This window comes from Acetobacter cerevisiae (genome assembly GCF_001580535.1).
GTDB lineage: Bacteria > Pseudomonadota > Alphaproteobacteria > Acetobacterales > Acetobacteraceae > Acetobacter > Acetobacter cerevisiae.
The window spans coordinates 1-13,062 of the sequence record NZ_LHZA01000102.1 but is presented as its reverse complement, the minus strand read 5'-3'; the positions used below and the strand labels follow the sequence as shown (position 1 = coordinate 13,062).

Sequence of the window (13,062 nt, the reverse complement as noted above, 5' to 3'; positions counted from 1 at the left end):
GCGAGCCAGGAGACCTGCCATTGCCCGAAAGTCACGGACGGAGCTGCCATACGGGGTGATGTGGCGGCGAGGCACGGTTTGCTCAGTGCTTCCACCGCGGTGACGTTTTTTGGAGCGAACCCCGTGCGTCCACTCTCTTACGCCCTCAGTCTCCTGCTGGGCCTGAATTCCGTTTCCATCGCCTATGCGGCAACACCCGAGGGATCGGGAAATCCTGATGCCAGACCTTTGAAAAAAAAACAGAGGTCCTCAGCATAAAAAGCAGGAAACCCCTGTGCCCGCCATGACGGCGGCAGGCGCGGAATATATTACCGCTTACGGCAAGACAGCGCCGCTTCAGGCCGTGCCAGCCGTCGGTGGCAAACTGGGGCTTTCCATCCAGCACACACCGGGCACCATTAATGTCGTGTCCCATGATCTGATGATGCAGCGTGGCTATGCGCAGGCCGAGGCGGCAGCAGACAGCGCCCCCGGTGTTTCGTCCGGTGGGTCTCCGGGTAGCCCGGCGCAGCTGATGATGCGCGGCTTTACCGGGAACCAGATTCTGGTGCTGCATGACGGCCAGTATTTTGGCCCCACCACAATGATCAACCGGCCCCAGAACAGTTTCAATCTGGAAAGTGTGCAGGTGCTCAAAGGCCCGTCCTCCGTGTTGTATGGGCAGGGGGCTGTGGGTGGCACGGTGGACATGCGTACCCGAACCCCGACCTTTGATGCCCCCCACGCCAATGCGCTGATATCTTACGGTAGTTTCAATACATGGAATGCTGGCGTGGGTGGCTCTGTCCCCATTACGCAAACTCTGGCATTGCGCACGGACTTTAGTCGAACTTCCTCCGACGGGTTTGTAAAAGGCGCTGATCCGCACTCGGATGATTTCACCACAACTCTGCTCTGGAAGCCGACCTCCAAATTCACTGCGCGGCTGAGTATGGATTACCTGACAGACCGGTTGTCCACCTATTACGGTACACCGCTGGTGGATCTTTCCCAGACGGGCGGACGTGTGGGCGGTCTGCTGAGTTCCAGTAAGGGGCTGGGCATTACCCGTGCATCCCTCTGGCGGTATTATAACGTGCGGGATGGTAAGGCCGGGTCCGTCAACGCCACGCCCACTTTGCATCTGGACTGGCGAGTGAACAGCCATGTTCTGTTTCATAACAGCAGCTACTTCATTTATTCCAAACGGCGCTGGAATAATGCGGAAAGCCTGACCTACCTCAACAGCCCCGGCAGCACGGATGCCGCAGGCAATGCCATTGCGCCGGGGCGTATCGGGCGAGACCGGTTTTATGTGTATCAGAACCAGCATCAGGTTGGGGATACGCTGCAGGCGCAGTTTGATTTTTCCATCTTCGGTATGAAGAACCGTTTTGTGCTGGGTGGGGATGCCTATTATCTGCGCTTTATCCGCAACCGTGGTTTTCCTTCGGCGGATTATGCGGACAGTGTGTCTCTCGCCAGCCCGGAATCCACGCCGCTTGGGTCTTTTGCGGGGGAATATCCCTTCATGAAATCTCCCACCACGATGGTGCAGGCAGGGCTGTTTTTGGAAGACGTTCTGACCATTCGGGATAATCTGCGGCTGGTGGGCGGTTTCCGGTATGACTGGCTTTCGCTCGACCGGCAGAATTATACGCAGGCCGGGCAGTTTAACGCAGCGACCAGCTTTAAGGGCCATTATAACCCGGATAATTTCCGCATCGGGCCAGTGTTCGATATTACGAAAAACATCAGCGTATATGGGGTTTATACGACAGGGGAAGATCCGCCGGGTTCCAACCTGTTTCTGGTTAACCGGGGGCAGTTCACCCGCCTCAGCCACTCCCGGCAGGGCGACATTGGCGTAAAAGCCAGCCTGTGGGACGGGCGCTTCACCACCACGCTGGCGCTGTATGACATCAGGCGGACCCGTATGCTGGTTGCAACCGGGCCGGATACGGTAGCGACCGCCGGTGTGCAGAAATCGCGTGGGGTGGAATGGCAGGGTGATCTGACACTCAACCGGCACTGGAGCCTCTCGGGCAACGTGGCCTACACCTATTCCCGCTACGGCTCATTTCATCCCAGCGCCTCGGTCGATGCCTCGGGCAATCAGGTGCCAGATGTGCCTGCTGTTACGGCCAATCTGTGGGCTATCTGGTCCCGTGTGGGGGATCTGCCGCTCGATCTGGGGGCGGGGATGCGCTACGTGTCGGCTCGCAAAGGGGACTATGCGAATACGCTGTCTCTGAAGGATTATGCGCTGGTCAATGTTTTTGCAGGCTGGCATGCCTATAAAAACATTACGGTCTATGGCCGCATCGACAATATTGGCAACAAGCACTTTATCCAGTGGGCGGACACCAGCTACCCGAGTGAGGTCATGCTCGGTGCGCCCCGGTCCTTCTCCATCAGTGCACAGGCGGATTTCTAAAAAGGAAAGGCCGGGTGAGAAGCCCGGCCTTTTTTGTTCTACTTTGCGGGTTGGATGAGGGTGCTGGGCACCGTGACGGGTATCTGATTGTCCTGAAAGGCCTGCCACAAGGCAAACAGGGCCTCACTGCGCACTGTGGCAGTGTCCATCCCTACACGGGCGCGGGCGGTGCCGGTCAGAACGGCGGAGCCGTCCGTCACGGAGGTGATGCTGGCGGTTGGCACAGGCTGGTCTTCCACATTTTCGCAGCCTGCCAGCGTGCTGGTCATCACATTCATGGCTTTGTGCAGATCAGACGTAAACGGCACCTGTAGCGGGATGGTGAACACGCCCGGCTTTTCCGCCCGCGTGGCGTTGCGCACTGCGGAGGTGATGAATTGCGAGTTTGGCACAATCATCGTGGAGCCATCAGCCAGTTTGATGTTGGTGGACCGCACGCTGATGCGCGCGACCTCACCATGCGCCCCGGCAATATCGACCACATCCCCAATGGAGACGGGGCGTTCGGCCATAAGAATAATGCCGGACACAAAGTTCTGCACAATGGACTGCAAGCCAAAACCGATACCAACGGACAGGGCACTGACAACCCATGTCATGCTCTTGACCGTGACCCCGAGAGCGGAGGTCATGCACAGCCCGATGACGATCCACGCGCTGTAGGTCAGAATATTCAGGATGGAGGCCTGCGCGCCAATATCCAGCCGTGTGGTGGGGAAGAAGTGCAGGCGGAACCAGTTCCTGACAATCCGGATGGCGTAGTGGCCCAGAATAGGCAGGCCAGCACAGAGCAGCACGGCATCCAGCGAGAGGTTGAAGCTACCTTCCGTCGCGGCCTGCCCCTTAAAGATGGACAGAATACGACGGCCAACCTGAGAGGGATCAAAATCCGCACCCGCCGTGGCGACAGAAAAGGCGACAACCAGCAAAAAAACGCTGATCAGCCCGGGGATAACCACACTCGCCTGATCCACCAGCCGGGCAGGGAGGCCCAGCCGGACCAGATGGGCACCAACCGGCGCTCTGGAGGGGAACACGCTGCTACCCAGTGCGGTGGCCAGCAGGGCCACCAGCAGCAGGCCCGTCATGGTGATGGCCATGACGGAGACCCATGAGATGATGGTGTATCCCAGCGGGATATAACCCGTCAGCACGGCCCCCCAGCAGACAATGGCAATGGTGGTGACGAGTGTTCTTAAAAGCGGGGCGATCTCGGCAGAATTGGTCTCAGGATTATCCTGCTGGGCCGACAGGCGCAGCTGACGCGGGATGGCAAACAGCAGCGGGCTGACGGCGAGCGTATAAAGACCGTCGAGCAACTGAATGGGCAGGAGCCCCAGCCCGCTCTGGGTATCCACATAACGCAGGACGCCGCGCACAATCAGGGCCGAGGCAAACCAGAAGGGGAAGAGGCGCAGGTTGCGCGCCAGCGTATCCGGCATGGGGAACACGCGCCATTCCGGCCTGCGGGAGAGGATGCTCATGCCCAGTTCCAGCACAAACCCGCACAGTGGAACCTGCGCCGCCACCATATCGGCCAGAGCGGAGAGATCATCCGCAACGGCATCATTATTGAAGCTGATGGCGTTCCAGATGATTTGAAACGCCCCGCCCCATGCGACAACGCCAATGAGTGAACAAATGACGGCAGCTGTAATGGGACGAATGCGGCCTGTCGGCAGAAAGCGGGAGACCAGCATCCGTACGGGCGTATGGCAGAAAAAATGCAGCGCCAGCAGCAGGCCGGAGAGCGCCAGCGCCCCCAGCGTGAGCAACGCATGCTGGCCGGTAAAGGCATTTTTCAGCACCACACCAATCTCGGAGACCAGAGAGGCTGCACGGTCCCTATCCTGTTTGGCGGTGCTGGAAAGCTGAGACCAGAAATTAACCCCAAGCGGCGTTGGGAAACGCTGCGTCATGGTGGCCTGCTGGATGGCCGTGCCATGCTGGCGCAGTTCCTGCATGAGTTGCTGGGCTTCCAGCTGGTAAAGCCGCAGGCGGGTGATGCGGCCGGAAATGTCCTGCTGTCTGGCCGTCAGCATTTTGCGCTGCTCGGTAATGGAGGCGGGTTCAGAAGCTTCCGGTTTCCCCAGAATATCGACAAAGCTCTGATACACGCTCTCATACGGCTTGATCTGCGTCAGCAGAGCATCCGTCTTGGTGGCAACCGCCGTTGCGCGGCGGAGCAGCATGTTCAGGGCGTTGGTATTCTGGGTGGTGGAGTAATCTTTTCGACTGCCAACGTAGATCGCGCGGATCTCATCCCCCATCGCATTCAGCGTCGCGTCGGACGCAAAAAGCGTGATGTCTGCAATCAGGGGGGCGGGCGTTTGGGCCGGAGAGGCGGGTTGTGTGGCAGGTGTTTCGGGCTGTGCCGCCCGTGCCGCCGGGCCTGAAAGTATCGGGTGGAAAAGCCCCGCCAGTACCATGCACAAGACAGGAAAAAGAATGCGGAACGGCTGGCGAGTCATAAGGCTTCTCTAAACTCCGGCACAGGGAACATGGAGGTCCAACGTGCCAGAGAACCCGGAGGTTGCGAAGAGAGCCCCGTCTTACAGGTTCGACATTTCTCTTTTTTTGATCCGAGCCAGATAGCATATCCTGCGCTACAACAGTAAAACGAAATTTTGAACAAAGGTATATTTGATCAATGCGTAAACTCACCCTGAAAGCCACGGTCGAGCAAACCGGAGCCGATACAGTTATTCGTATTGCATTGCTGGGAGAGGGAGTGCCGCAGGAGGTTCAGGATTACGGGATTTATATTCATCTGCGGAATTATCAGCGCTTCACGGCATCATCATTATATGACGGACTGATGTTCATGTTCATTTTTGTGGCCATGGAACGGTTTGACGTGTTTGAAATCTGTGGGCCAGTCAGCAAAAAAGCTTTGCGCAATATCCAGATTTTTCAGGAGGCATGGCATTGCCTTCTGCCGGAAAACTATAAGATCTGTCAGATTGTGGCCCAGCGGGAAGTTGGAGATTTCTGGCTGAATGTGCGGCGGAAGGAAAAGGCAATCTCGGCTTTTTCCGGTGGTCTGGTTGCAACATTCCTGGCCCTGCGACACACCCAGAAAAACAACTGGTCTTATCCTCTTCAGTCCTGCGTCATGGTGCATGGGTTTGATGTGCGGCACGAAAATGATGAGGCGTTCGAGCGTCTTGTTTCAAGAGTTATGCCGTTTCTCCAGAGTGTTGGTCTGACACCGCATCTGGTGAAAACTAATGTGCGGCAGTATGAGCTCCAGAACTGGGAGCACAGTTTTTCGTCCCAGTTGAGTGGTATTTTACATCTTTTTTATCGTGATTATTCCTATGCTTTACTGGGCAGCTCAGAGCCCTACAACCATCTGGTGTTCCCGTGGGGGTCAACACCGGCAACGGACTATCTGCTCTCAGGTGGTGCAGTAGATATTGTGCATGAAGGGGCAGGTTTCTCCCGCACTGGCAAGGCAGAGCTGGTCGCGCGGGATAGCGTGGGGCGGCGCACCCTCAAAGTTTGCTGGGAGGGGCAGGACCAGGCTGCAAATTGTGGGCAGTGTGAGAAATGCGTTCGGACGCGGTTAAACTTCAAAGCTGTTGGGATGGATAATCCGGAGTGCTTTGAACAGCCGTTTGAAATGGAGATGATCGACACATTGAACGTCAGGAATGTCGCGCAACTGACGGAGCTCAAGAGTGTGGTCGCATATTGCACCCAGCACAACATGCAGGCGGAATGGACGTGCAGGCTGGAGACTCGCCTTCAGCAGGAAGCAGGTAAACTATCAGCCTGACCAAAGCCTGCGGACTGAGGCTGCTGCCAGAAAGCGGTGATGCGGCGGGAGGCGGTGAGCCTCCCGGTCAGGCTGAGATCAGGAAGAAGACGTCTTTTTGCTCTTCTTGCCGTCTTTGCTTTTGTCGTTTTTATGCATCTGGAGCGGGTCGGCGTCGTCTGCTTTGGTGGATTTGCCGGCCTGCGCCGTTTCCTGCAGATGGTCCTTGTAGCCGTATTTTTCCCACTGTGCTGCCGTCGTCATGTGGCGCGGCTCACTCTTGCCGAACATCCCGCAGGAGCAGAGCGTAAAAGCACATACCAGCATCAGAACCGCGTGTTTCATGGTCTTGTTCCTGTGTTTCAATCCGGTTGAGCTTCTATCTCACCCGGCGGGGAGGGGAGCAAGTGGAAAAGTCCGCCAAAGCGCACCGTTTAGCGGCGGAGTTCCATGGTAATGGGGCCTTCTCGCCGCCCGTGGGTAAACTGGTCCACCATGGCGTTCCCGCTGTTCATCAGCGAGCTTGCTGGCCCCTGCCAGATCAGCTGGCCCTTGTAGAGCATGGCGGCCTCATCCCCGATGCGCTGGGCGGAGGCCATGTCATGCGTAATGGCAATGGCGGTGGAGCCGAGCTTTTTCACGCAGTCCACAATCAGCCCGTCAATCACAGCACCCATAATGGGGTCCAGCCCGGTTGTGGGTTCGTCAAAAAACAGAATGTCCGGCTGGGCCGCAATGGCGCGGGCCAGGCCGACGCGCTTCTGCATGCCGCCGGAGAGTTCGGACGGGTAGAGTTCTCCAACGGTCGGGTCCAGCCCCACCTGTGCGAGGATGCTCCCGGCGTGGCCACGGGCGTCCTTGCGATTCAGCCGTTTGAGCGCCAGCAGGCCGAAGGTCACGTTCTCCCACACCGGCAGGCTGTCAAACAGCGCGCCGTTCTGGAACAGCATACCAATCTTGCCGCGCAGGGCGTCCTGCCTGCGGGGGGAGGCGGTGATCATATCCTCGCCATCAATCTCAATGCTGCCTGCATCGGGCGTAATCAGCCCCAGAATACAGCGCAGCAACACGGATTTCCCGCTGCCGGAACCGCCGATAATCACAAAGGACGTGCCGGGCATGACATCCAGATTGATGCCATCCAGCACCTTTTTGGAACCGAAGGACTTGTGAAGGTCCCGGATACGGATTTTGGGGAGGGTGCCGGTCATTGTGAGAAGAACAGATCCGTCAGGAGGTAATCAAAGGCCAGCAGCAGGATGGATGCGGCCACCACGGCGGAGGTCGTGGCGGTGCCAACGCCTTCCGCGCCGCCTTTGCTGTTATAGCCGTAATAGCAGCCCATCAGCGCAATCAGGAAGCCGAACAGGGCGGCTTTGACCAGCCCGACGGTCACATCAATCACCTTCACGGAATTCAGCGTGGCGGTGATGTAGGCATGGGGAGAAAAGCCGAGCTTGACGACGGAGACGGTAAAGCCCCCGGCCACGCCCAGCACGTCCGCCACCAGCACCAGCAGCGGCAGGGCAATAATGCCCGCCAGCAGGCGCGGGGCAACCAGATATTTCATGGGGTTGGTGGAGAGCGTGGTGAGCGCATCCACCTGATCCGTCACCCGCATGGTGCCAATTTCCGCCGCCATGGCGGCACCCACGCGGCCCGCGACCATCAGCCCGGCCAGAACGGGTCCCAGCTCACGCGTTACGGCCAGCACCACAATGCCGGCAATGGCGCTCTGCACATGGTACTGCGCAAAGCCGGTGTAGGATTGCAGGGCAATCACGCCGCCGGAGAACAGGGCCGTGAGGGCCACCACGGGCAGCGAGAAAAACCCGGTTTCCAGAAACGTGGACAGAAACACGCGCCCGTAGAACGGTGGCCTGACGATATGAGAGAGGCCGGAGAGGGCAAACAGGGTCAGAGAACCCGCCGCGCGTATCAGGCCGAGGGTAGTACGGCCCAGTTTGGCCACAAGATCGAGCAACATATCCATCCGGTCAGGCGGTCCGGTCCTGTTTCTTGGTGAATGATAAGAAGCGTCAAGCCGTAGCGTGAAGTCAGGGGGGCGTCAAAGGTCGGGTTATAAAAATGCGACATCAAGCATTGCGACATCCGCCCGCTAAGGGCATTGGTGTCAGCCAGTTTTAAAGTCCACCCTATGGATAATGAGTAAGGCAGGAGGGCAGGGAATGCGCATAGCCATGATCGGCGGCGGGTATGTCGGGCTTGTATCAGGCGCGTGTTTTGCCGAGTTCGGCATTAATGTCGCGATTGTTGAAACCAACCCCGCGCGTCTCTCCGCTTTGCGGGAAGGCCGTATTCCTATCTACGAGCCGGGGCTGGATGCGCTGGTGGCGTCCAACAGTCAGGCAGGCCGCCTGACGTTTGGGGATGATATTGCCAGCGCCGTAGCCGGGGCTGAGGCTGTGTTTATTGCCGTGGGCACCCCGCCCCGCAATGGCGATGGCGCTGCGGACATGCAGTACGTCCACGCCGCCGCCCGCCAGATTGCCGAGGCCCTGACCGGCTATGCCGTGATTGTCACCAAATCCACCGTTCCCGTGGGCAGCAGCCGCCGCATTGCCGAGATTATCCGGCAGGCGCGCCCGGAGGCGGATTTTGATGTCGCCTCCAACCCCGAATTTCTGCGCGAAGGCAGCGCCATTGGGGACTTCATGCGGCCTGACCGCGTGATTATCGGGCTGGACCAGACGCGCCCCGAGCGGGCCAGCCGGGCCGAAGATGTGCTACGCCGGGTTTATCGCCCGCTCTCTGTGATTGAAGCGCCGCTGCTGTTTACGGGGCTGGAAACGGCGGAACTGACCAAATACGCGTCCAATTCCTTCCTGGCGATGAAGATTTCTTTCATCAATGAAATGGCCGATCTGTGCGAAACGCTGGGCGCGGACGTGCATGATCTGGCCCGTGGCATGGGGCTGGACGACCGGATTGGCCGCAAGTTCCTGCAGCCCGGCCCCGGTTATGGTGGCTCCTGTTTCCCCAAGGATACACTGGCCCTCTCCCGCATTGCGCAGGAAGCCCACAGCGCCTGCCGTCTGGTGGAAACCACCGTGCAGGTGAACGAGGCGCGTAAGGCCGGTATGGCCGGGCGCATTATTGCGGCCTGTGGTGGGTCCGTTGCGGGCAAGACGGTGGCCGTGCTGGGGCTGGCCTTCAAGCCGGAAACCGATGATATGCGCGAATCCGCGTCTATCCCGATTCTGCATCGTCTGGCGGAAGCCGGGGCCGACATTCGGGCGTATGATCCCGTGGGGATGACGGCAGCCAAACCGCTGCTGCCGGAAAGCGTGACCTATTGTGCCGATGCGCTGGATGCCGCCGAGCAGGCCGATGTGCTGGTGGTGCTGACGGAATGGAACATTTTCCGCGCGCTTTCCCCGGTGGAACTCAGCCAGAGGATGCGCACCCGCACCATTGTGGACCTGCGCAATATTTTTGACCCCGCCGCCATGCGTGCTGCCGGATTTACCTATGAGTCCGTGGGGCGTCCATAAGCCACGGCTCTTGAGAACCGGGGTATTCGCCCCCAGATGAGCGATAGAATGATGGGGGAGAACGCTCTTGGCTAAACGACCAGCCCGCCAGTTTGCATGCCGGGCCTGTGGGGCGGTGTATCCCAAATGGATGGGCCAGTGCGAGGCCTGCGGTGAGTGGAATACGCTGGAGGAAATTGCGGTTGAACCGCTGGCCGCGTCTTCCCCCCGTGCGAGCAGTAAAGGCCGGCGCGTTAAGCTGGAAGGGCTGGAGGGCATGGCCGCGCCCCCGCCGCGTATTCGGACAAGCATTGAGGAACTGGACCGCGTCCTGGGCGGCGGGCTGGTTCCGGCCTCGGTCGTACTGGTGGGGGGTGATCCGGGGATCGGTAAATCCACACTGCTGCTTCAGGCCGCCTGCAAACTGGCCAGTAAGGGCGAGCGCGTTCTTTATATCTCAGGCGAAGAAGCGGTAGACCAGATCCGCCTGCGCGCGTTGCGTCTGGGGGTGGGGCAGGCGACGCTGGACCTCGCGGCCTCCATCAACGTTGCCGACATTGTCGCCACGCTGGAAGCAGAGCCGGATGTGCGCGTGGTGGTGATTGATTCCATCCAGACCATGTGGCTGAAAACGGTGGAAAGCGCCCCCGGCTCCGTCTCTCAGGTGCGGGCCTGCGCGTTTGAGCTGATCCGTCTGGCCAAACGCAAGGGCTTCAGCCTGATTCTGGTCGGGCATGTCACTAAGGAAGGCGCTTTGGCTGGTCCGCGTGTGCTGGAGCATATGGTGGATGCCGTCATGTATTTTGAGGGTGACCGGGGCCACCAGTTCCGCATTTTGCGCGCCGCCAAAAACCGCTTTGGCGCTACGGATGAGATTGGCGTGTTTGCCATGACAGACCGGGGGCTGGAGGAAGTCTCCAACCCCTCAGCCCTGTTCCTTGCTGAACGGCGCGGCAATATTGCTGGCTCTGCCGTGTTTGCGGGGCTGGAAGGCACGCGGCCTGTTCTGTTGGAAGTGCAGGCGCTGCTGGCCCCCAAGAGTGGGGACAATGCGCCCCGTCGTGCCGTGGTGGGGTGGGACACTAGCCGCCTCTCCATGCTGCTGGCCGTGCTGGAAACACGCTGCGGCGTGAAGCTTTCCGGCATGGATGTGTATCTGAACGTGGCCGGTGGCCTGAAAGTGGCTGAACCTGCGGCGGATCTGGCCGTAGCGGCCGCCCTGATTTCTGCCGCGACCGGCATGCCAACCAGTTCGGGCGAAGTCTATTTTGGTGAGGTTGGCTTGTCTGGCGAGGTCCGTCAGGTCTCTCAGGCCGATGCCCGCCTGAAGGAAGCGGCCAAGCTGGGGTTTGATAAAGCCGTGCTGCCCCGCCGCATTGCCCGCGGGAGTGCGCGGACCAAACCACCGGAAGGCCTGACCCTGCGCGAGATTGGGCATCTGTCTGATCTGGTCACGGCGGATATGGAAGCGGAATAACCGCACGAAAAAAAAGCGAGAGAGAACGGATTGTCAGGCCCGTTTGATCTCGCTATAATCCGCGCCACGGTATGCGGATGTAGTTCAATGGTAGAACGGCAGCTTCCCAAGCTGCATACGGGGGTTCGATTCCCCTCATCCGCTCCAGTTCCCAAAAACACAATGAAAACAATGGTTTGCGGCATGTCACCGTTACAAGCTCTGTGACCGTGCGTTACAGGTCCAGCGTTACACTTTTCGATGCCGAAAAGGGTGCGGAAGACATGCGGAACATGATTAAGCGCGGGAACAGTTACTCTGTCCGCTTTAATGTGCCGGAAGACAGAGTGCAGGACGTGGGGCGTGTCTTTGGGGCCAAGAATGGCAGGAAGACCGAGATTGTCCGCACACTCCAAACCCGTGACTATCGGGAGGCTATGAAGCGTCGTGACGTTGCCCTTGCAGCCATTCGTGCAACGGTCGATGCCAAGCTGGTGGAAGAGGGGCTGCCTCCTTTGTCGGAAGACTTCACGCCAGAGTGGTGGGCGTCACCTGTCAAGGCTGTGGAGGCTGGGCACCATTATCGCCAGCAGATTGAGCAGGCTTCAGATGACTATGACCCGGCAGAAGGTCTTGTTCCTGGCACGATTGCTGAGGGTGCCCCTGAAAGTGAACGGGAGCATGTCAGGTCCGTTGTGACCGATCTTGTTCTTGAGGCCTCCGAGAAACTCCCTCCGGCAGAGGGGAGGCGTTATTTCGAGACAGTTATGGGGGTTGTGGAAGGCATCGCTACACCTCTGGGGCCACTGGCTGACCGCTGGCTGGATGCTCAGAGGCGGTTCAGGCTGACCAATGGCCTGATAAGCCGTCACAAGCGTGTGCTTGGCGTGTTTGGTGAATATCTGCTGTCGGTGTCTGGTGCGGGGAAAGGCAAGCCTGATGCCGTTTTCAGGACTTATCCAGTGCAAAAGGTGGATAAGAGGTCGGCACGGCGCTTCCGTGAATGGCTGGAAGAATGGAAGGGTGCGAACACAGTTAACTCTTATCTGTCCTCTCTGCGGACGTTCTGGACGTGGTTGGTGGACGCCGGAGAGGCAGAGAGCAACCCGTGGTCAGGAATGTCTGGTGGCCTCAAGAAGCAGGCCAAGAAAGAGGCGATAGTAAATGGGCGAAAGCGTCCTTTCACAGAGGCGGAGCTTCTGGCCTTGCTGAAAGGTGAGCCAACCAGCCGGGACCCACGAATGAGAATGATGATTCATGAAGTGTTCTGGATGGGGCTGCTTACAGGGGCACGGCAGAACGAGCTTTGCAGTCTGACCGTGGATCGTGTGATTGTGCCGGACAGGGCGGGGGAGCTTTGGGGAATTGAGGTCACGGAAGATGAGGGGAAGAATGATAACGCCGTGAGAAGCATTCCTCTCCATCCGCTGATTAGGCCAATCATTGAAAGGCGACGTGCTGCTGCCATTGCGACGGGCGAGGAAGACGCTCCCTTGTTCCCTGAATGCCCTCCGGGTGGTGAGGATAACAAGAGGGGCTGGACGTTCTCAAAGCACTTCCTGCGTTATCGAAAGGCTGTGTTGGGTAAAGCTGGCAGAGGGACTGATTTTCACAGCACCAGACGTTGCTTTTCCACGTTTATGGAAATTGCTCTTGCTCATGGGGCAACGGCTTGCACGGCAACGGTTCATGACCATCTTGTTGGCCACCACTCAGAAAGGCTGGCAGTCAACACATATGCAGCAAAGCAGTTTGAATGGCCGCTCTACTCGGATGCCATTCTGGGCATGGTGGACAAAGGGCTGCCGGAAAGTGTCCGGGCTGTCCTTAACCAAAAAGCCCACACAGAGACTTTCAAAGACCGCTGAGGGCGGCCCTGTTCCCCTCCGGCATAATGGGCCGGGAAGGGGCTGAAAGAGTCTGTGTGAGCTGATCG

9 protein-coding genes and 1 tRNA gene are annotated in these 13,062 nt (G+C 58.7%); 6 read left to right on the top strand and 4 right to left on the bottom strand.

Translation table 11 applies throughout. The annotated features are described in order from the left end of the window. Positions 1-283 precede the first annotated feature (283 nt). The gene (locus AD928_RS02205) at positions 284-2,416 is read left to right on the top strand and encodes a TonB-dependent receptor (RefSeq protein WP_082779694.1); all 2,133 of its coding nucleotides are present in this window, start codon (positions 284-286) and stop codon (positions 2,414-2,416) included. Between the two features lie 38 nt (positions 2,417-2,454). Here the strand turns inward: AD928_RS02205 and AD928_RS02200 are convergent, their stop codons facing one another. Beyond that, complete coding sequence (locus AD928_RS02200) at positions 2,455-4,887, bottom strand: mechanosensitive ion channel domain-containing protein (RefSeq protein ID WP_062247900.1); 2,433 nt, start codon at positions 4,885-4,887, stop codon at positions 2,455-2,457. Positions 4,888-5,066: 179 nt separating this feature from the next. Here AD928_RS02200 and AD928_RS02195 point away from each other — a divergent pair, with 179 nt between their 5' ends. Next, complete coding sequence (locus AD928_RS02195) at positions 5,067-6,197, top strand: hypothetical protein (protein WP_062247897.1); 1,131 nt, start codon at positions 5,067-5,069, stop codon at positions 6,195-6,197. 78 nt (positions 6,198-6,275) lie between these two features. On the opposite strand, the gene AD928_RS02190 is transcribed toward AD928_RS02195, so the two are convergent. From AD928_RS02190 to AD928_RS02180, 3 genes are all read right to left on the bottom strand, one after another. Next, a complete protein-coding gene (locus AD928_RS02190; protein ID WP_062247895.1) occupies positions 6,276-6,521 on the bottom strand; it encodes a hypothetical protein in 246 nt (81 codons plus the stop codon). Positions 6,522-6,610: 89 nt separating this feature from the next. Next, positions 6,611-7,387: an ABC transporter ATP-binding protein gene (locus AD928_RS02185; protein WP_062140581.1), complete on the bottom strand. Its 777-nt coding sequence runs from the start codon at positions 7,385-7,387 to the stop codon at positions 6,611-6,613. Next, entirely contained in the window at positions 7,384-8,169 is a 786-nt protein-coding gene (locus tag AD928_RS02180; protein ID WP_062140583.1) for an MlaE family ABC transporter permease, read from the bottom strand. Before AD928_RS02180 ends, AD928_RS02185 begins: the two co-directional genes overlap by 4 nt. Before the next feature lie 196 nt (positions 8,170-8,365). Here AD928_RS02180 and AD928_RS02175 point away from each other — a divergent pair, with 196 nt between their 5' ends. The 4 genes from AD928_RS02175 (at position 8,366) to AD928_RS02160 (ending at position 12,994) form a co-directional block, all read left to right on the top strand. Further along, entirely contained in the window at positions 8,366-9,691 is a 1,326-nt protein-coding gene (locus AD928_RS02175) for a UDP-glucose dehydrogenase family protein (RefSeq protein ID WP_209436639.1), read from the top strand. Positions 9,692-9,758: 67 nt separating this feature from the next. Next, positions 9,759-11,147, top strand: a complete 1,389-nt coding sequence (gene radA / locus AD928_RS02170) for a DNA repair protein RadA (protein WP_062247893.1) — start codon at positions 9,759-9,761, stop codon at positions 11,145-11,147. A gap of 73 nt (positions 11,148-11,220) precedes the next feature. After that, a tRNA-Gly gene (locus tag AD928_RS02165) sits at positions 11,221-11,294 on the top strand. A gap of 116 nt (positions 11,295-11,410) precedes the next feature. Next, positions 11,411-12,994, top strand: a complete 1,584-nt coding sequence (locus AD928_RS02160; protein WP_156470065.1) for a DUF6538 domain-containing protein — start codon at positions 11,411-11,413, stop codon at positions 12,992-12,994. Positions 12,995-13,062 lie beyond the last annotated feature (68 nt).